Here is a 19,778-nt window from a genome sequence, read left to right on the forward strand (position 1 = left end):
GATGTCCGATGACGCGCTGATCACCCACACCCGGATCGCCTCGCTGCAGGTGGTCCGCGGGCACCTGAACGCGGCGCACGTCGAGCGCGCCGCGATCGACGGGGTCGCCGGCGAGGGGCTGGCCGATCGCACGTGGCACGCGGCGCGCGGCGTGGCCGAGTCCGCGCGGCGGGAGGTGAACCGGGCCCTCCGCGAGCGGTTCGGTCCGCGCGATCCCCATCGCGGATGGCTGGGGTGGCTGTTGTTCTTCACGCTCCTGGCGGCGGCCTTCGCGCTCGTCACCGCCCTCGGCGTGCAACGCATTCCCACCGACACGGGCGTCTCCGGCTGGCTGGGCCTGGCGGTGGCCGCGATGGACCTTCTGCTTCTCGCCGTCGCACGCACGCGCACCCTGAGCCGTGCCTTCCCGCGCGCCCTGGCACCGACCCCCGTGCTCCTCGCGGTGACGACCGTCGCGCTGGCGAACGGGGACCTGCCCGGAGTGGAGGGCGCCCTGGCGGGTGCCGTCGTGTCCTTCGCGACGCTGGTGTGGGTGGTGGCCACGCGCCATCGGGATGCCGAGGCCCGTCACGAGATGGACATGGCCATTCCGATGGCGTATCTCAACGCGGCTCCGCTCCTGCGGGAAGGGGTAGCGAAGATCCAGAACGACGTGCTGGCCGAACTCGGGAGCGACCGCGCCGCCCAGGTGGTCCGGGTGCGGGACGCCGTGCTCGCCGAGTTGGCGACGGATCATCCGAAGCTGCGGGACGCCCCGACCGGGGTGCCCGCGGGCGCCCTCATCATCGGACACCTCACCGAGAACTGGTCGCCCGTCTACATCCCGGAGGGCAGCAACGGCTGACGGGATGCGGCACCGGGCGCCCGTGCTGCTGAAACTGATGTATACCTAAAAGCGTGAATTTCGGGCGATCTCGAGATCGGATCTCTTCGGTGTATACACTGGAGTTCAGATGATCGCCGAAGGAGCAGCCATGCGGGCCAGTGACCGCGCCTACGCGACGCTCCTTGACGAGATCCAGTCCGGTGCGCTGCCCCCCGGTGCGGTTCTCGCAGAGGTCGAGCAGGCGACGCGACTCGGCGTGAGCCGCACGCCGTTGCGAGAGGCCCTCGGGCGTCTCGCCGCCGACGGTCTCGTGGAGCAGGCCTCGCCGCGCGTCACCGTCGTCGCCGGCATCGACGCCGATGACATCCGGGCACTGTTCACCGTGCGCCGTGCCCTTGAGGAGATGGCTGCGCGGCTCGCCGCTTCGACTCCCGACCGATCCGCGTTCACCGCCCTCGCGGCGGAGTTCGCCGCCGCCGAACCCTCGGACCGGGCCGACGCCTACTACGCCCTCATCGCCCGCTTCGACGCGGCGATCGACGCGGCCGTCGTCAACGAATACCTGACCTCCGCCCTGCGCACGGTGCGCACGCACCTCGTGCGGGTGCGGCGGATGGCGCGGGACAACCCCGTACGCCTGCGCGAATCGGCGCGCGAGCATGAACTCATCGCGAGCGCCATCGCCGCCGGCGACGCCGACCTCGCCGCGCACGCGACCCACGTGCACCTGCACAACGCTCTGACCACCATCCTCGAGTCCCTCCCGGAGGAACAGCCATGACCATCACCCACCACGTTCGCGTGCACCGCAGCGACGAGGACCTTCCCCGCGAGGGGCAGCTGGCGTGGGCGATCGCGCGCGTGGCGACCGACGAGGTCGCCGTCGACGAAGACGTCGCCGACATGATCATCAACCGCGTCATCGACAACGCCGCCGTGGCCGCGGCATCCCTCAGCCGCCGCCCGGTCAGCGCCGCCCGTCAGCAGGCCCTGGACCACCCCGTCTCGATCGGCGGCGTCGGCGCCACCGTCTTCGGATGCGCACTCGAGCGGCGCACGAGCCCCGAGTGGGCGGCATGGGCCAACGGCGTCGCCGTGCGCGAGCTGGACTACCACGACACCTTCCTGGCCGCGGAGTACTCCCACCCCGGCGACAACATCCCGCCGATCCTCGCCGTCGCCCAGCACACCGGCCGTGACGGCGCCGCGCTGCTGCGGGGCCTGGCCACCGGCTACGAGATCCAGATCGACCTCGTCCGCGCGATCTCGCTGCACAAGCACAAGATCGACCACGTCGCCCACCTCGGCCCCTCGGCGGCGGCCGGCATCGGGACGCTGCTGGGCCTGGACATCGAGACGATCTACCAGGCCGTCGGCCAGGCGCTGCACACCACCACCGCGACGCGGCAGTCGCGCAAGGGCGAGATCTCCACGTGGAAGGCGCACGCGCCCGCGTTCGCCGGGAAGATGGCGGTCGAGGCCGTGGACCGCGCGATGCGCGGCGAGACCAGTCCCTCGCCCATCTACGAGGGTGAAGACGGCGTCATCGCGTGGCTGCTGGACGGCAAGGACGCGGCGTACGACGTGCCCCTCCCCGGTGAGGGCGAGTCCAAGCGCGGCATCCTCGACTCGTACACGAAGGAGCACTCCGCGGAGTACCAGGCGCAGGCGTGGATCGACCTCGCGCGCCGCCTCGGGGCGGAGCATCCCGAGCTCCGCGATCCCGCGAACGTGGCCTCGATCGTGCTGCACACCAGCCACCACACGCACTACGTGATCGGCTCCGGTGCCGGCGACCCGCAGAAGTACGACCCGACGGCCTCGCGCGAGACCCTCGACCACTCCATCCCGTACATCTTCACCGTCGCCCTGCAGGACGGGGCGTGGCACCACGTCCACTCGTACGCCCCCGAGCGCGCGGGGCGCCTGGACACCGTCGAGCTGTGGCACAAGGTCACCACCGCCGAGGACGCGGAGTGGACGCGCCGCTACCATTCGGAGGATCCGAACGAGAAGGCCTTCGGCGGCCGGGTCGTGATCACGCTGGCCGACGGCGCGACGATCGAGGACGAGATCGCCGTCGCCGACGCCCACCCCCTCGGCGCCCGCCCGTTCGCGCGGGAGGACTACGTCCGCAAGTTCCGGCTCCTGGCCGAGCCGGTGCTGCTGCCGGAGGAGATCGAGCGCTTCCTCGACCTGGCCCAGCGCCTTCCCGAGCTCACCGCGGCCGAGGTGCTGCAGCTGAACATCACCGCCAAGCCCGGCGTGCTGGCCATGGCGCCCGCACCGAAGGGGCTGTTCTGATGCCCCGCCCTGTTCAGAACTCAGGAGAAACCGGCCGCCGGATGCCCCGGAGCGGCGCCGTCGCGGCGTGTCTCCTGAATTCCGGACATGACAACGAAGGAGAACGCTGATGCTGTACGCGCAGACACCGGCGGCCGAGAAGCGCCGCCTCTTCCGCGAGCGGCTCGCCACGGGTGAGCTGCTGCGGTTCCCGGGGGCGTTCAACCCGCTCTCGGCCCGCCTCATCGAGCGGAAGGGCTTCGAGGGCGTCTACATCTCCGGCGCCGTGCTCTCCGCCGACCTCGGGCTGCCCGACATCGGCCTCACCACGCTCACCGAGGTCGCCGGCCGCGGGCAGCAGATCGCCCGCATGACGGAGCTCCCCGCCATCATCGACGCCGACACCGGGTTCGGCGAGCCGATGAACCTCGCGCGCACGATCCAGACGCTCGAGGACGCGGGCCTTGCCGGCACGCACATCGAGGACCAGGTGAACCCCAAGCGGTGCGGCCACCTCGACGGCAAGGCGGTGGTGGATGCCGACACCGCCGTCAAGCGGATCCGCGCCGCCGTCGACGCGCGGCGCGACCCGAACTTCCTCATCATGGCACGCACCGACATCCGCGCCGTGGACGGACTGGATGCGGCGATCGACCGCGCCAAGGCGCTCGTGGACGCCGGCGCGGACGCGATCTTCCCGGAGGCGATGCGGTCCCTGGAGGAGTTCGCCGCGGTGCGCGCGGCGGTGGACGTGCCGATCCTGGCCAACATGACCGAGTTCGGCAAGAGCGACCTGTTCTCGGTCGACCAGCTGCGTGATGTCGGCGTGAACATCGTCATCTGGCCGGTGTCGCTGCTGCGCATGGCGATGGGGGCGGCCGAACGCGCGCTGGACACGCTCGTCGACGAGGGCCATCTCACGTCGAAACTCGACGAGATGCAGCATCGCGCAGATCTCTACGACCTGATGGACTACGAGGGCTACAACCACTTCGACACGAGCGTGTTCAACTTCACCGTCGCCCGCTGACGCGGCATCCTCTAAGGAACGGCAATGACCGACACCGACATCAAGAAGGGCCTCGCCGGCGTCGTCGTGGACTACACGGCGGTCAGCAAGGTCAACCCGGAGACCAACAGCCTGCTCTACCGCGGCTACCCCGTGCACGAGCTCGCGGCGACGCAGCCCTTCGAGGCGGTGGCGTACCTGCTGTGGCACGGTGAGCTGCCCACCGACGAGCAGCTCGCGGAACTGCGCGCCACGGAGCGGCAGCATCGGGCGCTGCATCCCGACGTCAAGTCCGCGATCGACCTGCTGCCGACCAGCGCGCACCCGATGGACGAGGTGCGCACCGCCGTCAGCGTCATCGGGGCGCAGGGCACCGCCGGCATCGCCAACGTGATGGACGCGGTGGGCACTCCCGAGGAGAACCTGGATCGCAGCATCCGCCTGTTCGCCCAGCTGCCCGCGATCGTCGCCTATGGCCAGCGCCGGCGCCGGGGACTGGAGCTCGTCGAGCCCCGCGACGACCTCGACTACGCCGCGAACTTCCTGTGGCAGACCTTCGGCGAGGAGTCCGACACAGTGGTCGTCGATGCGTTCAACCGCTCGATGATCCTCTACGCCGAGCACTCCTTCAACGCCTCCACCTTCACCGCGCGCGTCATCACCTCGACCCTCAGCGACCTGTACTCCGCCGTCGTGGGCGCCATCGGTGCGCTGAAAGGTCCTCTGCACGGCGGGGCCAACGAGGCCGTGCTGCACATCTTCGAGGAGATCGGCACGGCTGAGAACGTCGTGCCGTGGCTGGATGCCGCGCTCGCCGAGAAGCGCAAGATCATGGGCTTCGGGCACCGCGTGTACAAGCGCGGCGACTCGCGGGTGCCCACGATGAAGGCGGCGCTGGAGACCCTCGTCGCCCACTACGACCGCCCCGACGTTGCCGAGCTGTACGACGCCCTGGAGCGGGAGTTCGTCGAGCGCAAGGGGATCTACCCGAACCTCGACTACCCGTCGGGCCCCGCGTACGACCTCATCGGGTTCGACATCCTCACCTTCACGCCGTTGTTCGTCGCGGCCCGCATCACGGGCTGGACCGCGCACATCATGGAGCAGCAGGCCGCCAACGCCCTCATCCGCCCGCTGTCGGAGTACAACGGGCCCGACGAGCGGCACATCGAGGGGTACGTCCCCGACACCGCGGTGATCGAGGTCGCCGAGCGCGCGGAGGAAGCGGCGGGCTGATGACCGAGAAAGTCGTGATCCTCGCCGGCGCCCGCACGCCCGTCGGCAGCTTCGCCGGGTCGCTGTCGAGCGTGCCGGCGCACGAGCTGGGCGCGACGGCGGTCACGGCGGCGCTCGCGCGGGCAGGCGTCTCCGGCGAGGACGTCGGCGAAGTCGTGATGGGATGCATCGCCCAGAACGGTCCCGACGCGTACAACGCGCGGCGCGTCGCGCTCGCCGCGGGCCTGCACCCGCGTATCCCCGCGTTCACGGTCAACCGCCTGTGCGGATCGGGCCTGCAGGCCATCTGGTCGGGCGCGCAGGAGCTCTTGTGGGGCGGCGTCGACGTCGTCGTCGCCGGCGGCGACGAGAGCATGTCGCGCACGCCGTTCCTCGACTTCCAGGCGCGGTCCAACGCGCGGCTGGGCGACCGGAAGCTCCTCGACGGTACGCTCGCCATCCTCACCGACCCCTTCAGCGGCCGGCACATGGGCACCACCGCCGAGACGGTGGCGACGCGCTACGGGGTGAGCCGGCAGGCGCAGGACGAGTTCGCAGTGGAGAGCCAGCGACGGGCGGCATCGGATGCGGCGCGTGCGGCGTTCGCGGAGGAGATCGTGCCGGTCACCACGGGCGTTCGCCGCCCCGTCGAGGTCTCCGTCGACGAGCATCCCCGCCCGGGCACGACGGTCGAGGTGCTCGCCGGGCTGCGTGCGGCATTCGAGGAGGGTGGCAGCGTCACGGCGGGCAACTCCTCCGGCATCAACGACGGTGCCGCCGCGACGGTGCTCATGCGCGAGTCGGACGCCCGCGAGCGCGGCCTGAGCGGCCTCGCCACGATCGAGGCGGTCGTGACGGCAGGCATCGAGCCGGAGATCATGGGCTATGCGCCCGTGATCGCGCTGGATCGGCTGTGGCAGCAGACCGGTCTCTCGCCGAGCGATGTGGACGTCATCGAGCTCAACGAGGCCTTCGCATCGCAGGCCATCGCCGTCATCCGCGATGCGGGACTGGACCCGGCGAAGACGAACCCGTACGGCGGCGCAATCGCCCTCGGTCACCCGGTCGGCGCGACGGCCGCGATCCTCACCCTGCGCGCGGCGATGGATCTGCACCGCCGCGACCTCGAATACGCCGTCGTCACGATGTGCATCGGGGGAGGCCAGGCCCTCGCGGCTCTGCTCCGCCGGTGGGACTGCTGAGCCGCCACCGCGAGACCAGGGGTCGACATGCCGCCGCGTGCGCGCCACGGTATGTATACATAAACGCGGTGTGAGTGCCCGGGTGAACCGCGCAGGCGCCGGATTGGGTACATTGCGTTCCGCGCCGTAGACTCGAAGCATCGTGAGGAGATGACATGAAGATCGTCGTCCTGGTCAAGGAAGTCCCGGATACCTACGGGGACCGCAAGCTCTCTCTGGAGACGGGTCTGGCCGATCGAGCAGCGAGCGAGAGCGTGCTGGACGAGATCGGCGAGCGCGCACTGGAGGTGGCGCTGTCGTTCGCGGACAAGAACGCCGGCACCGAGGTGGTCGTCCTGTCGATGGCGCCCGAAAGCGCGCAGGCGACGGTCCGGAAGGGCCTGGCCATGGGTGCCGGATCCGCCGTGCAGGTGGTGGATGAGGGTCTGCGGGGCGCAGATATGGGCCTGACCGCCGAGGTTCTCGCGGCCGCGGTGAAGCGGACCGGGTTCGATCTCGTGATCGCGGGGAACCAGTCCACTGACGGCACGGGCGGTGTCGTGCCGGCGATGCTCGCCGAACTGCTGCAGGTGCCGCATCTGACGGCGCTGAGCTCGGTGGAGATCGGCGAGGACGTCGTGCGCGGCGCGCGCGCCTCCGACGCGGGCACCATGACGGTGTCGGCACCGTTGCCGGCGGTGATCTCGATCACCGAAGCCCTTCCCGACGCGCGCTTCCCCAACTTCAAGGGCATCATGGCCGCCAAGAAGAAGCCCTTCGAGACGCTGTCGCTGGCCGACCTCGAGGTCGACCCGATGGACCCGGGTGCAGCGCGATCCATCATGATCGCCGTCTCGGAGAAGCCCCCGCGCGAGGCGGGCGTGAAGATCACCGACGAGGGCGACGCCGGCGAGAAGCTGGCCGACTTCCTGGCGTCGAACCGCCTGGTGTGAGAGGCATCGAGATGACTGATTTCGCAGCGGATTCCATCCTCGTCATGGTCGACGTCATGCCCTCGGGCGAGCTCGCCAAGAGTGCCGCAGGACTTCTGGGCGCGGCCTCGGGTGTCGGCACCCCCGTGGCCGTCGTCGTGACCACGCCCGAGCTGCTCTCCGCGGCCGCCGAGCAGGCCGCCTCCCTCGGCGCACACACGGTGCTCACGGCGACCGGCGACACGAGCGTCCTCTCGGCGCCGGCGGTCGACGCGCTCGTCGCGGCGGCCGGGCTCGTCCGTCCGGACGCGATCCTCGTGTCCAATTCCATCGAGGGGCGCGACATCGCCGGACGGTTCGCCGCACGCACACGCTCCGGGATCGCCGCCGACGCCGTCGGCGTCTCACGCGACGACGAGGGCATCGTGGCGCACCACTCCGTCTACGGCGGCGCGTACAACGTCGATTCCGCCGTCACCTTCGGCGCGCCGGTCATCACGGTGCGCCAGGGCGCGATCGACGCGCGAGCTGAGGCGCAGCCGCTGAACGCGGTGCCGCTCGAGGTGGCACCGGCCGGCGCCCCCTCCGCCACGGTCGAATCCTTCGACCAGGTGCAGGCGACCTCCACCCGGCCGGAGCTCCGCGGCGCCGCCAAGGTCGTCGCGGGCGGCCGCGGACTCGGCTCGAAGGAGAAGTTCGAGCTGGTCGATCAGCTGGCCGACGCCCTCGGAGCCGCCGTGGGCGCCTCGCGCGCGGCGGTGGATGCCGGCTACGTGCCGCACTCCTACCAGGTCGGGCAGACCGGCGTCTCGGTGTCGCCGCAGCTCTACATCGCCCTCGGCATCTCCGGCGCCATCCAGCACAAGGCGGGGATGCAGACGGCGAAGACGATCGTGGCGATCAACAAGGACGGGGATGCGCCGATCTTCGAGATCGCCGACTTCGGCGTCGTCGGCGACGTCTTCACCGTCGTGCCGCAGCTGATCGCGGCGCTCGAGGCGAAGAAGAAGTAGGCGCGCACATGGCGACGTACGCGAGATCGGTGCGCCGCGGCCTGCCGCGCGTGGCCGGGGGCGACCCGTGGCCGCCCGCCGACGTCGTGGCGGTCACGGCTGACGGACCCGAGGGCGACACGGCTGCCGCCGTCGCATCCCCGGCTCCCGCGGCCGCGTCCGCGCCGGCGCCCGCCGTCGAGCGGGCCGCTCCCGCAGTGAACGACGCCGCCACGGCGCCGGCCCGGACGACCGCGTCACGGCCTCAGGTGCGCCGGGGGCTCCCGCGCGTGCCCGGCGGCGAGCCGTGGCCTCCGGCCGACGCCGCCGTCCCTGCAGCGCAGGCCACCGTCGCCTCCCCGCACGCTTCCGCCGAGCCGGCGCCGCAGTCCTCCGCCGCGGCGGAGAGCCCCGCCGCACACGCATCGGCGCGTCCGTCCGCTCCTCCCGTCGCCGCTGCAGCGGCCGGTGACGGCCTCGCACTGCGCCGAGGGCTGCCGCGCGTAGCCGGCGGCGAGCCCTGGCCGCCCGCCGGGTTCGCCCCGACCTCCGCCCCCGCCGCCGAGGCGGACCCGGATGCGGTGGCGGCGGTCGTCTCCGAGCAGCCCCCTGCCGCCTCGGCCGAGGTCGCCGTGCCGGTGCCCTCCGGGCCGCGCGCGCCGCTGCCCTTCACGCCGGCGGTGTGGCCGGGAGCCGCCGCATCCGCTCCTCGGGCCGCGGAGCGTGCGGAGCCCCGGCGCTACGGGCCTTTCACGCGCCTGCAGTGGGCCGGCGCCGTCGTCGTGCTCGGTGCCGGTCTGCTCATCGCCGCGGGAATGGCCGTCGCTCTCGTGCGGTGGCTGCTGTCGACGCAGTGGGGCGAGGGCTTCCTGGCGCAGTACCCGGGCGAATACCACCTTCCCGCGGGCGCCCCCGTCGGGTTCCCGGCGTGGCTGGGATGGCAGCACTTCTTCAACGCGTTCCTGATCATCCTCATCATCCGATCGGGACTGCAGGTGCGCCGGGAGAAGCGGCCGAGCGTGTTCTGGTCGCCGCGCGGCAACTCCAAGCGCAAGATCAGCCTCGCACTGTGGTTCCACCAGTCGCTGGACATCCTGTGGCTCGTGAACGGCGTGGTGTTCGTCATCCTGCTGTTCATCTCCGGGCAGTGGATGCGCATCATCCCCACCTCATGGGAGGTCTTCCCCAACGCCGTCTCGGCGGCGCTGCAGTACGTGTCGCTGGACTGGCCCACCGAGAACGGATGGGTCAACTACAACGCCCTCCAGCAGCTCGCCTACTTCACGACGGTCTTCGTGGCCGCGCCCCTGGCTGCGCTGACCGGCGTGCGGATGAGCGGCATCTGGCCGAAGGACGCGACCACGCTGAACCGCCTGTATCCGCTGGAGTGGGCTCGGCGCATCCACTTCCCCGTCATGATCTACTTCGTGGTGTTCATCGTCGCGCACGTCGCGCTGGTGTTCGCCACGGGTGCGCTGCGCAACCTGAACCACATGTACGCGGCGCAGGGATCCGTGGATCCGAACGCGTATGCGGACAACTGGACCGGGTTCTGGATCTTCGTCGGCTCGGTGGTCGTCATGGCCGCCGCCTGGATCGCGGCGCGGCCGCTCGTGCTGGCGCCCATCGCGCGTCTGTTCGGCAAGGTCAGCGGCCGGTGAGCCCGACCGCTTCCCCCGGCTGCGTGCCGGGGGGAGCGGGTGACACCCGCTGCGCGACGGTTCCCGAGCGTCCCCGCGCTCGCCGACGATGGACCGTCCTGAGGCTTGCGTGCGTCGGCGGAGACACTTCGGAGCGCTAGCGACTCCTAGGGCGTCCAGCTAAAGTGAGGGCGTCGCGCACCACCCCGCGCCGACGCACGCAGGTTTCTCCCACAAGGACGTGAATCCGATGACCACCACCGCCCTGCCCACCGAACCCATGGATCCCGAGGAGCGTGCCGCCATCGTCGCGGCGGTCCGGGATTTCGCGGAGGCCGAGCTCGCGCCGCACGCGCTGGAGTGGGACGAACGCAAGCACTTCCCCCGCGACGCCCTCCGCCGTGCCGGCGAACTCGGGCTGGGCGGCATCTACGTCCGCGAGGACGTCGGCGGGAGTGCCCTGAGCCGCGCCGACACGGTCCTCATCTTCGAGGAGCTGGCCAAGGGCGATCCCGCCGTGGCCGCCTACATCTCGATCCACAACATGGTCGCGTGGATGATCGACGCGTACGGCACCGACGCGCAACGGCGGGAATGGCTGCCGCAGTTGACGGGCATGACGGGGTTCGGCAGCTACTGCCTGACCGAGCCGGGGGCGGGATCGGATGCGGCGGCCATCACCACGACCGCGGTCCGCGACGGCGACGGCTTCGTGCTCACCGGCGTCAAGCAGTTCATCTCGGGAGCAGGCGAGGCGGCCGTCTACGTCGTGATGGCCCGCACCGGCGGACCGGGGGCGCGCGGGATCAGCGCGTTCCTCGTGCGCGCCGACGCTCCGGGTCTCTCCTTCGGGGCGAACGAGAAGAAGATGGGGTGGAACGCCCAACCCACGCGGCAGGTCGTCTTCGACGGCGTGCGCGTCCGCGCAGAGGACCTCCTCGGCGGGGAGGGGCAGGGCTTCGCCATCGCGATGTCGGGGCTGGACGGCGGGCGGCTCAACATCGCCGCCTGCTCCCTCGGCGGCGCGCAGTGGGCGCTGGAGCGGGCGACGCGCTATGTGCACGAGCGCTCGGCCTTCGGTGAGCCGCTGGATGAGCGGCAGTCGGTCGTGTTCACCCTCGCCGATATGGCCACCGATCTGTACGCCGCGCGCACGATGGTGCTCGACGCCGCGGCATCCGTCGACGCCAAGGCTCCGGATGCATCCGTGCGGTGCGCGATGGCCAAGCGCTTCGCCACCGACACCGGGTTCCGCGTCGCCAACGCCGCGCTCCAGCTGCACGGCGGATACGGCTACCTGCACGACTACGGGATCGAGAAGGTGGTCCGCGACCTGCGGGTGCACCAGATCCTCGAGGGCACGAACGAGATCATGCGCGTGATCATCGGCCGGCACCTCGTCGCCGCGTGACCGATCGGACGAAGGAGACCGCACGATGAGGATCGCATTCCTGGGCTTGGGACACATGGGGCTGCCGATGGCCCGCAACCTCGCATCCGCGGGACATGAGGTCGTGGTGTTCGACGTGGTCCCCGCCGCGCTGGACGCCGGCCGGGAGGCGGGGCTGCCGGCAGTGGCGTCGGGCGCCGAGGCCGCCGCATCCGCCGACGTGGTGATCACGATGTTCCCCGAAGGGCGCCACGTGCTCGCCGCCTATCGCGGGTCGGACGACTCGGCGGGACTCCTGCAGTCCGCCCGGCCGGGCACGCTGTTCGTGGACTGCTCCACGATCGCCGTCGACGACGCGCGTGCCGCGCACGCGCTCGCCGAGGCCGCCGGGCACCGCAGCCTCGACGCCCCGGTGTCGGGCGGGGTCGTCGGCGCCGAGAACGCGACTCTGGCGTTCATGGTCGGCGGCGACGAGGCCGACCTCGAGGAAGCCCGCCCGCTGCTGGAACGGATGGGGCGGCGCGTCGTGCACTGCGGCGGTCCGGGGCTCGGGCAGGCGGCGAAGGTGTGCAACAACATGATCCTGGGCGTGAGCCAGATCGTGGTCGCCGAGGCCTTCGTGCTCGGGGAGCGGCTGGGCCTGTCGCACGAGGCGCTCTTCGAGGTCGCCGCCAACGCGTCGGGGCAGTGCTGGGCGCTCACGACGAACTGTCCCGTGCCCGGCCCCGTGCCCACGAGCCCCGCGAACAACGACTACCGCCCCGGCTTCGCCGGCGCCCTCATGGCGAAAGACCTGGGGCTCGCCGCCCACGCCATCGCCCGCACCGGAGTGGACGCGCAGATGGGGCTGCTGGCCCAGGCGCTCTACGCGCAGTTCGCGGAGGGGCCCGGAGCAGGGCAGGATTTCTCCGGGATCATCCACACCATCCGGTCCGGTGAGGCCGCGTAAGGAGCGACATGACCAGCTATGACACCATCCTCGTCGAACAGCGTGGACGGGTCGGGTGGATCACGCTCAACCGCCCGGGCGCGCTCAACGCCCTGAACACGCGCGCGATGCACGAGATCGTCGTGGCCGCCGAGGGATTCGACCGCGACTCCGGGGTCGGTGCGATCGTCGTCACCGGATCCGAGCGCGCGTTCGCCGCCGGCGCCGACATCAAGGAGATGGCCGACAAGAGCTCGGTTGACATGGTGCTGGATGACCACTTCGGCGCGTGGAACCGGTTCGCCGCCGTGCGCACCCCGGTCATCGCCGCCGTCTCCGGCTACGCGCTGGGCGGCGGGTGCGAACTCGCGCTCATGTGCGACATCATCCTCGCAGCCGACACCGCGGCGTTCGGGCAGCCCGAGATCGCGCTCGGGGTGATTCCCGGGATGGGCGGCACGCAGCGGCTCGTGCGCGCGCTCGGGTACTACAAGGCCGCCGACCTCGTGCTCACCGGGCGCCGGATCGGTGCGGACGAGGCCGAGCGCGCCGGGCTGATCTCCCGCGTCGTGCCCGCGGGGGAGCTCCTCGCCGTCGCGGGAGAGGTCGCCGACGGGATCGCCGCGAAGTCGCTGCCGTCGCTGTACGCAGCGAAGGCGGCGCTGGACGCGGCGCTGGAGACCCCGCTGAGCGCGGGCCTGCGGTACGAGAGCGCCGCCTTCACGTCGCTGTTCGCCACGGAGGATCAGAAGGAGGGCATGGCTGCCTTCCGGGAGAAGCGCTCCCCGGAGTTCACGGGGCGCTGATCAGGCGGGCCTACAGCGGGTCGGGCTGGGGCCGCGGGTCGTCGAAGTCGCCGGCGCCCTTGCGCATGCGCGCGAGAATCGCGACCAGCTCGTCGGTGTCTTCCGCACTGAGCCCCGGCTGCGCGAACACCTCCTCGTTCAGTCGCGCCGTGGCCTGCTCGGACAGCTCGCGTCCGCTGTCGGTCAGCACGATCAGGGTGACGCGACCGTCCTCGGGGTGTGGCTCGCGCCGGACGTACCCGCCGGCCTGGAGGCGGTCGACCGTGTTGGTGACGCTGGTGGGATGCACCTGGAGGCGTGCGGATGCGGAGGCCATCGGCATCCGTCCACTCCGCGACAGTCGCAGCAGGGTGAGGAGCTCGTAGCGCGCGAAGGTGAGGCCGAAGGGACGCAGCGCCGCGTCCACGCGGGCGAGCACGAGCTGCTGTGCGCGCATGATCGAGGTCACCGCCGCCATGCCGGGGGCGGCGTCGGTCCATCCGTGGGCGACCCACTGCCGCTTGGCTTCAGCGATCGGGTCGATCCGGAGTCGTCGGGGACCGGGCACGGGGCACCGCCTTTCGCGGTCTACGGTACCGGTGCCGCTCGCCCGGCCCTCAGTGGAGGCCGCCGCCGGTTCCGAACTCCTCAAGACCGCGACGCGATGAGCCGGAACCGGGCCGATCGGGCGGGCGGGGCGTCGGTGTTGAGGAGTTCGGGACGGGACAGGTCCGGGCGGAGGGGAGGCGGCCCCGCGCGGCGCGCGGCTGCTCTCCGCCTTGGCGTGCCCGCGCCCGAGGTCCGGGAGGCGGTTCCGGTTCCGAACTCCTCAAGTCCGCGCCGCGATCCGCCGAAAAGGGGCCGATCGGGCCCGCCGGCGCGTCGGTTTTGAGGAGTACGGGGCGAGGAAGGAGAGGGAGCCGGAGCGAGGCGCCTCAGTCGGGGAGGTGGGATGCGGCGCCGTCCGCGAGGCCGGCGGCGTAGGCCTCGTCCGCGCCGAGGCGGAACATGTCGCGCTCGGCGGGGCGGACGATCGCGCGCGCGCCGGGCAGGTCGAGCGCACCGACGAGGTCGGCGCGGCCCCGCACCACGGCGACCGGAAGACGGGCCGCCTTGCCCTTGACGAGGTCGGCGGCGGAGGCGAGCTCGTCGGCCACGCACGGCATCGTGACCACGAGCGGGCGGCCCTCCGCGTCGACGCCGCCCCGCAGGTCTTCGAACACCTGCACCCCGCCCGCCCCGATCGCGGCGTCGGTCTGGCCCTCCCGCCACGCCCGTCCCAGGGTGTCGGAGATGAGTACCCCCACGAGGGCGCCGGTCCGTTCCCGCAGGCCCGCCGCGAGCGCCCGCGCCGACGCATCCGGATCCTCGGGCAGGAGGAGGACGGTGCCCTGCGGGGTGTTGCTGGCGTCGACGCCGGCGGCGGCGGAGACCATGCCGAGCCGGTTCTCGACGATGCGCGTGACATGACCGGTGGGAGACGTGCGGGATGCCACGACGCGCACGGTCTCGGCGGTGATGGCCGCTTCGCGGTCGTCGGCCACGACGAAGCGGTCCTCGGCCTTCGACACGATCTTGGAGGTGACCACGACGATGTCGCCGTCCTGCAGCTCCCCGCGGGCGGCCTCGGCGATCAGCTCGACGAGGTCGGTGCCCGGCGCGACCTCCCCGATGCCCTCGAGGGCCCACACCTGCAGCACGTCAGCGGACGAAGCGGACTTCGGTGAGGGTCTCGCCGAGGAACGGCTCGGTGTGGGATGCCCCGTCCAGAGCGAAGCCGTTGCGCGTGTAGAACCGGTGCGCGCGGGGGTTGTCTTCGGCCACCCACAGGTACAGCGGCTCGTCCTTGGTCACGACGGCGTCGAAGAGCATCTGGCCGATGCCGGTGCCGTGCCACGCGTCGAGCAGGTAGATGAAGTAGAGCTCGCGGTTGCGGGGAGCATCGCGGTCGCGGGCCGGGCCCGAGCCGGCGAACCCGACGATGTCGCCCTTGACCAGCGCGGCGCGCATGGTGAACTCCGGGCCCTGGACGGCCCAGTGGGTCCACAGCTCCGCCATCCGCTTGGGGGAGACGCGCTCCAAGGCGGCCTTGCTGATCAGGTGGTCGTAGGTCTCGTGCCAGCACGTCGCGTGCACGCGCCCCAGGGCTTCGGCATCCACGTCCCGCACCGGACGGACGACGATGTCAGTCTGCAGTTCGGCTTCCATGGGGCAGACTCTACGCGCGGCCCCCCGGCGGCGGAAATCGAGCGTCGCGCCGTTGCGCGAACCGGCTCGGGCGGACGTGATCCGGCCCTCCGCCACCATCCCGGGTTCGCGCCACTTCCGTGCAACTGCGCCGATTAAGGATGGCGCGGATGCACGGATGTGTGGCGAACGTGCGGTTCGGCCGGACCCGGCGCGGCGAGGCGGCGCCCGGCGGCAGACCGGCCGCTACTGTGAGAGCGTGCGCGCGGTGGTCGGCTCGGTCGGACGGCTGCTCGTCGCGCACTGGCCGGCACTGCTGGCATGGTTCCTCGCGGGGATGCTGGGGCGTTACCTCGCCATCGAACTGGCGGGTTTCGTCGGGGCCTTCACCGCGATCGGCGGTCTGCTCCTGCTGCCGCTGGCGATCCTCTCGCGCCTGGTCGGTTTCGTGGCGATGTTCCTCGTGCTGCGCGAGGGCATGGTCCGCCTCGGCGCGATCGCGCCCCTTCCCGCCGACGCACGCGCCCGCCGGCGCTCCTTCCGTGATGCGCTGCTGGCGGCGATCCTGCCGTTCTTCGCCGTCTACGCCGCGTGGGGGTTCCTTCGCGAAGACGTCGTGGCGTACCTGTCCCGCGCCCTGGAGGTGCAGACCGAACGGCGTTTCGCCGAGGGCGTGTCGGCCGTCGACACCGCCGGTACGGTCGACCGGCTCGGATTCGAGCCGTGGACCATCGCCGTCATCGTGCTCGCCCTCGCCGGCCGGTGGGCGTGGAAGAAGTGGGCCGCACGGGTGCCGCGCTGGTTCGCGGTGGGGGCGGTGTACCTCGAGGCCGTATGGGTCTTCCTCACGGTGCTGCTCATCTCCGACGTGCTCGGACAGGTGAACGCGTGGGTGCAGGCTCGTCAGGCCATGGCGTGGCTGGCGGATCTGCGCACGTGGCTCGCCGAGATGGTGTCGCCGGTGGCCTGGACATGGGATGCGGTGGAGTGGCTGGTCGGCGAGATCGGCGGCGTCGTCCTGCTGCCCCTGGCCTGGCTGACGATCGCCGGGGTGATCTACGGGCAGGCGGTGGCGCCCGAGGGCGTCACGGTGCGTGCGCGCATCCTGGAGCGGGTGCGCGGGCGGTACAGCGCCCTGCCCCAGCTGCTCCGGCGCCGCCTGACCGACATCGGATCGGGCCTGGGCGAACGGTTCCGCCCGATCTGGCGCGCTCTCGTGCTGATGTGGCGGGGCGGGCCGATCCTCATCGGCGGATACGTCCTGCTCTACGCGCTCCTCGTCCTGGGTGGCCGGATGCTGGAGTGGGGCGTGACGCGGCTGATCGGGCCGCAGGATTTCTGGACGTTCTGGCTCGTGGCCGACTCCCTCCTCGCGCTGGCGGTGCTGGCGATCACCGATCCGCTCCGCACCGTGCTGGTCGCCAGCGCGTACGACGCCACCGTGGGGGCGCTGATCGGCGCACCGGTGGTGGCATCAGGGCACGTCGACGACGAGTCGGAGGAAGCGCGGCAGCTCGTGCACGATCGTGAGGTCGAGGCCGAGCGGGCCCGAGACGTCGTCGGGGACGAGGAACGGGACGACGACGGTGTAGGCGCCGGTGCGGTCGGGCGCGCATGACGCCGGACGCTCGTCGTAGGGGATGCCGGAGAGCCCGCCCGCCGCATCCCACTGCCGGCCGGCCCCGCTCAGCTCCCTGAGCATGGGGGAGCCGCACGTCGCCGGCCCTTCGCCCGTGCGCACGGGCACCTCGACGGTCACGACCTTCGTCCCGTCGGGAAGATCTCGCGTGTCACCGGCAGGAACGACGGATGCTGTCGCCGGGCCGTAGCTCGCGCCGCCGAAGTCCACCGGCGCGTCCTGATCGACGGTGACGGCGAAGACGCGGTCGCGGCCGAACATCGACCACCACTCGTTCCCGCCGATGACCACCGCCGTGGCGGGGACGAGCACGGCGACCGCCACGAGTGCGAAGGCGTTGCGGCGAAACCATCGGCTGCTCACGGTCGCGCCCACCCGGTCTCCGTCAGCTCCACGCTGTCGACGGGGTCGAGGTCGGCCAGATCGAGAGGCAGCTCGATGAGCGAGTCCAGCCGGGTCTCCCAATCCCCGGACAGGCGGAGGACCGCCTGCTCGTCCACGGCATCCGGCGGCAGTTCGAACGCGAGGCTCCCTTCGCGGGGGATGCCGACCAGCAGCGGCTGCTGGAAGAGCGAGGGCGGCCGTTCACTGGCGCGGTAGGTGCGCTCGCCGATCGCGAGGCTGGCCCCACCCAGGGCCGTGCGGTCCTCCTCCCTCGCGGCGGCCGCGTCGAGGTCGACCACGAGCCATACGCCTTCGCCGGCCCACGCGCCGGCGCTCACATGTTCTGCCAGGCGCACATCCGTCACCGTGACCGTGATGGACCGCCCCCGCGCTTCCTCGCCCAGGGCGGCGGGCACCACGAAGGGAGCCTCGTCGGCGTCCGCGGTGGGTGTCGCCAGCGTCACCAGCCACGCCCCGAAGAGCAGGGCGGCGCCCATCGGCCATGCCAGCCAGCGTCTCATCGCGGTTCCTCCGTGGACGCGCCTGCGCCGACGTCGGTGATGCTCACCGAGACACGCGCGGCCAGGACCGGATCGACCCACGCCTCGCCGGCGGTCACGAGCCGTCCGACGGACAGCCGGGTGTCGTGCAGCTCGACGGAGAGGGTGTCGCCCGCCTCGAAGGCGCCGGCATCCACGGTCCACGCCATCACGACCTCCGCGGGCACGCGCGGCTGCAGCCACGGAGAGTGCGTCGCGTCGTCGTAGCGTGCCACGGCGTCGGGGCGGGTGTCGCCGAGGCCGGAGATGCGCACGGCCTGCGTCACGCTCGTGTCGCCGACGGTGGGGAGGGGTTGCGTCCAGCGGTTCTCGACCATGGCGATCAGCGCGAGCACCCGCTCCCCGGCCCCGGCCTCCACGCCGACTTCGGGGAGGTCGTCGACGAGCACCGCGCGTTGCACCGAAAGGGCGAGCTGGTCGTTGATGTGCTCCTGGCCGGCCGACAGCTCCCGGACCGGCTCGGCCGCCACCGTCGACAGGCCTCCGAAAGCCGCGGTGCCGGCGAGGAAGAGCGCCGTGGCGAGACCGGCGAACCACGTGGTGGGGACGCGGTCGGTCGCTGCGCGTATCCAGCGCAGCCCCCGCCCGCGGGCAGGAGCGGACGGCTGATCGCCCCCACCGTTCGGCGCCCCCGCGTTCACGGCGCCAGCCTAGAGGACGCGGGGGATGCCGGCCCGTCCGGCGCGGTCGTGCCGTCGCCCTATCCTGAGCACATGCGAACGGCCCGCGCGACGGTCAAAGACGTCGCGGCACTTGCCCGCGTGTCGCCCAAGACCGTGTCGAACGTGCTCACGGGCGCCGTCCACGTCCGTCCCGACACCCGGGCGCGCGTCGAGCAGGCCATGACCGCCCTGGATTTCGTGCCCAACCTGAGCGCGCGCGGTCTGCGCAGCGGGCGCTCCGGGGTCATCGCGGTCGCGCTCCCCGACCTGGCGACGGCGTACTCGGCCGACCTCCTGCACTTCCTCGTCGAGGCGGCGCACGAGCGCGGCTTCGCGGTGCAGATCGAGGAGACCGCCGACCGTCCGCAGCGCGAGCGCGATCTGCTCTCCCGCGCACGCGCGCACCTCGTGGACGGCCTCATCCTGAATCCGATCCGGCTCGAGGACAGTGTGATCGACCGCGCCGACGACCTGCCGCCGGTCGTCCTGATCGGCGAGGTGGAGCAGCACCGGACGGATCGCGTGCTCATCGACAGCCGCCGGGCGGCGAAGGATGCGGCGCTGCACCTGATCGCCCGCGGCGCCCGGCGCATCGCCGCGATCGGTGGCGACGACCGGCCCGAGCACGCCACGGCGACCAGTCGTCTGCGGCTGGCCGGGTTCCGCGACGCGCTGATCGAATCGGGGCTGGACCCGGACCCCGCCCGCGAGGTGAACCTTCTGCCGTGGAGCATGGCGACGGGTGCCGCGGCGGTCCGTGAACTGCGCGCGCGCGGCGTGCAGATCGATGCGGTCCTCGCGTTCACCGACTCCCTCGCCGTCGGCGCCATCCGCGAACTCGCCGAAGCCGGGCTGCGGGTGCCCGACGACGTGCTGGTCGCCGGTTTCGACGACATCGAAGTCTCGCGGTTCACGACTCCGTCCCTGACGACGGTGGGCTTCGATCGGCGCCTCTTCGCGCACGAGTCGCTGCGCCTCCTCGTCGAGCGGATCGACCGGCCCGGGCAGGCGCCGCAGGCGGTCACCATCCCGCACCACGTCGTGGAGAGGGAGAGCACCGCGACCCGCATCCCGCCGGCCGGCTGAGTGCCGGTGTTCCGCGAAAGCACTTGCCCCGCCGTTACATCGATGTAAGGATGCTGTCCATCCTCCCCTGGACGGGTCA

19 protein-coding genes are annotated in these 19,778 nt (G+C 71.8%); 14 read left to right on the forward strand and 5 right to left on the reverse strand.

Annotated features, from left to right (window positions below; all coding sequences use genetic code 11):
• Position 1: 1 nt before the first annotated feature.
• From E4V99_RS08035 to E4V99_RS08090, 12 genes are all read left to right on the forward strand, one after another.
• On the forward strand, positions 2 to 844 hold the full coding sequence (locus E4V99_RS08035) for a hypothetical protein (protein WP_135069759.1): 843 nt from the start codon (positions 2 to 4) through the stop codon (positions 842 to 844).
• Between the two features lie 130 nt (positions 845 to 974).
• On the forward strand, positions 975 to 1,607 hold the full coding sequence (locus E4V99_RS08040) for a GntR family transcriptional regulator (RefSeq protein ID WP_135116875.1): 633 nt from the start codon (positions 975 to 977) through the stop codon (positions 1,605 to 1,607).
• The gene (locus tag E4V99_RS08045; protein ID WP_135116876.1) at positions 1,604 to 3,130 is read left to right on the forward strand and encodes an MmgE/PrpD family protein; all 1,527 of its coding nucleotides are present in this window, start codon (positions 1,604 to 1,606) and stop codon (positions 3,128 to 3,130) included. Before E4V99_RS08040 ends, E4V99_RS08045 begins: the two co-directional genes overlap by 4 nt.
• Positions 3,131 to 3,239: 109 nt before the next feature.
• On the forward strand, positions 3,240 to 4,139 hold the full coding sequence (gene prpB, locus E4V99_RS08050; protein WP_135069751.1) for a methylisocitrate lyase: 900 nt from the start codon (positions 3,240 to 3,242) through the stop codon (positions 4,137 to 4,139).
• 24 nt (positions 4,140 to 4,163) lie between these two features.
• A complete protein-coding gene (locus tag E4V99_RS08055) occupies positions 4,164 to 5,354 on the forward strand; it encodes a bifunctional 2-methylcitrate synthase/citrate synthase (RefSeq protein ID WP_135116877.1) in 1,191 nt (396 codons plus the stop codon).
• The gene (locus E4V99_RS08060; RefSeq protein ID WP_135116878.1) at positions 5,354 to 6,535 is read left to right on the forward strand and encodes a thiolase family protein; all 1,182 of its coding nucleotides are present in this window, start codon (positions 5,354 to 5,356) and stop codon (positions 6,533 to 6,535) included. Before E4V99_RS08055 ends, E4V99_RS08060 begins: the two co-directional genes overlap by 1 nt.
• Before the next feature lie 155 nt (positions 6,536 to 6,690).
• A complete protein-coding gene (locus E4V99_RS08065; RefSeq protein WP_135116879.1) occupies positions 6,691 to 7,467 on the forward strand; it encodes an electron transfer flavoprotein subunit beta/FixA family protein in 777 nt (258 codons plus the stop codon).
• A gap of 11 nt (positions 7,468 to 7,478) precedes the next feature.
• Positions 7,479 to 8,459: an electron transfer flavoprotein subunit alpha/FixB family protein gene (locus E4V99_RS08070; RefSeq protein WP_135069739.1), complete on the forward strand. Its 981-nt coding sequence runs from the start codon at positions 7,479 to 7,481 to the stop codon at positions 8,457 to 8,459.
• Between the two features lie 8 nt (positions 8,460 to 8,467).
• On the forward strand, positions 8,468 to 10,099 hold the full coding sequence (locus E4V99_RS08075) for a cytochrome b/b6 domain-containing protein (RefSeq protein ID WP_135116880.1): 1,632 nt from the start codon (positions 8,468 to 8,470) through the stop codon (positions 10,097 to 10,099).
• Between the two features lie 229 nt (positions 10,100 to 10,328).
• The gene (locus tag E4V99_RS08080) at positions 10,329 to 11,489 is read left to right on the forward strand and encodes an acyl-CoA dehydrogenase family protein (RefSeq protein WP_135116881.1); all 1,161 of its coding nucleotides are present in this window, start codon (positions 10,329 to 10,331) and stop codon (positions 11,487 to 11,489) included.
• Positions 11,490 to 11,514: 25 nt separating this feature from the next.
• A complete protein-coding gene (gene mmsB / locus E4V99_RS08085; RefSeq protein WP_135116882.1) occupies positions 11,515 to 12,417 on the forward strand; it encodes a 3-hydroxyisobutyrate dehydrogenase in 903 nt (300 codons plus the stop codon).
• Between the two features lie 8 nt (positions 12,418 to 12,425).
• The gene (locus E4V99_RS08090) at positions 12,426 to 13,202 is read left to right on the forward strand and encodes an enoyl-CoA hydratase-related protein (RefSeq protein ID WP_135116883.1); all 777 of its coding nucleotides are present in this window, start codon (positions 12,426 to 12,428) and stop codon (positions 13,200 to 13,202) included.
• 10 nt (positions 13,203 to 13,212) lie between these two features.
• On the opposite strand, the gene E4V99_RS08095 is transcribed toward E4V99_RS08090, so the two are convergent.
• From E4V99_RS08095 to E4V99_RS08105, 3 genes are all read right to left on the reverse strand, one after another.
• Positions 13,213 to 13,749: a MarR family transcriptional regulator gene (locus E4V99_RS08095; protein ID WP_135069725.1), complete on the reverse strand. Its 537-nt coding sequence runs from the start codon at positions 13,747 to 13,749 to the stop codon at positions 13,213 to 13,215.
• A gap of 367 nt (positions 13,750 to 14,116) precedes the next feature.
• A complete protein-coding gene (gene cofE, locus E4V99_RS08100) occupies positions 14,117 to 14,881 on the reverse strand; it encodes a coenzyme F420-0:L-glutamate ligase (RefSeq protein ID WP_135116885.1) in 765 nt (254 codons plus the stop codon).
• A gap of 1 nt (position 14,882) precedes the next feature.
• Positions 14,883 to 15,389 carry a GNAT family N-acetyltransferase gene (locus E4V99_RS08105; RefSeq protein ID WP_135069719.1) on the reverse strand — a complete coding sequence of 169 codons (507 nt, stop codon included), beginning with the start codon at positions 15,387 to 15,389 and terminating at the stop codon, positions 14,883 to 14,885.
• Positions 15,390 to 15,627: 238 nt separating this feature from the next.
• Between E4V99_RS08105 and E4V99_RS08110 the strand changes: the two genes are divergently transcribed.
• Positions 15,628 to 16,986: a hypothetical protein gene (locus tag E4V99_RS08110; RefSeq protein ID WP_245233138.1), complete on the forward strand. Its 1,359-nt coding sequence runs from the start codon at positions 15,628 to 15,630 to the stop codon at positions 16,984 to 16,986.
• 380 nt (positions 16,987 to 17,366) lie between these two features.
• On the opposite strand, the gene E4V99_RS08115 is transcribed toward E4V99_RS08110, so the two are convergent.
• A complete protein-coding gene (locus E4V99_RS08115) occupies positions 17,367 to 17,912 on the reverse strand; it encodes a hypothetical protein (RefSeq protein ID WP_135116887.1) in 546 nt (181 codons plus the stop codon).
• A complete protein-coding gene (locus tag E4V99_RS08120) occupies positions 17,909 to 18,592 on the reverse strand; it encodes a hypothetical protein (protein WP_245233139.1) in 684 nt (227 codons plus the stop codon). The genes E4V99_RS08115 and E4V99_RS08120 overlap by 4 nt, the downstream gene beginning before the upstream one ends.
• Before the next feature lie 72 nt (positions 18,593 to 18,664).
• Here E4V99_RS08120 and E4V99_RS08125 point away from each other — a divergent pair, with 72 nt between their 5' ends.
• Positions 18,665 to 19,699 (forward strand): LacI family DNA-binding transcriptional regulator, encoded by a 1,035-nt coding sequence (locus E4V99_RS08125; RefSeq protein WP_135116889.1) that lies wholly within the window; start codon positions 18,665 to 18,667, stop codon positions 19,697 to 19,699.
• Positions 19,700 to 19,778 lie beyond the last annotated feature (79 nt).

The sequence above is a fragment of the Microbacterium sp. dk485 genome (assembly GCF_004570445.1).
GTDB lineage: Bacteria > Actinomycetota > Actinomycetes > Actinomycetales > Microbacteriaceae > Microbacterium > Microbacterium wangchenii.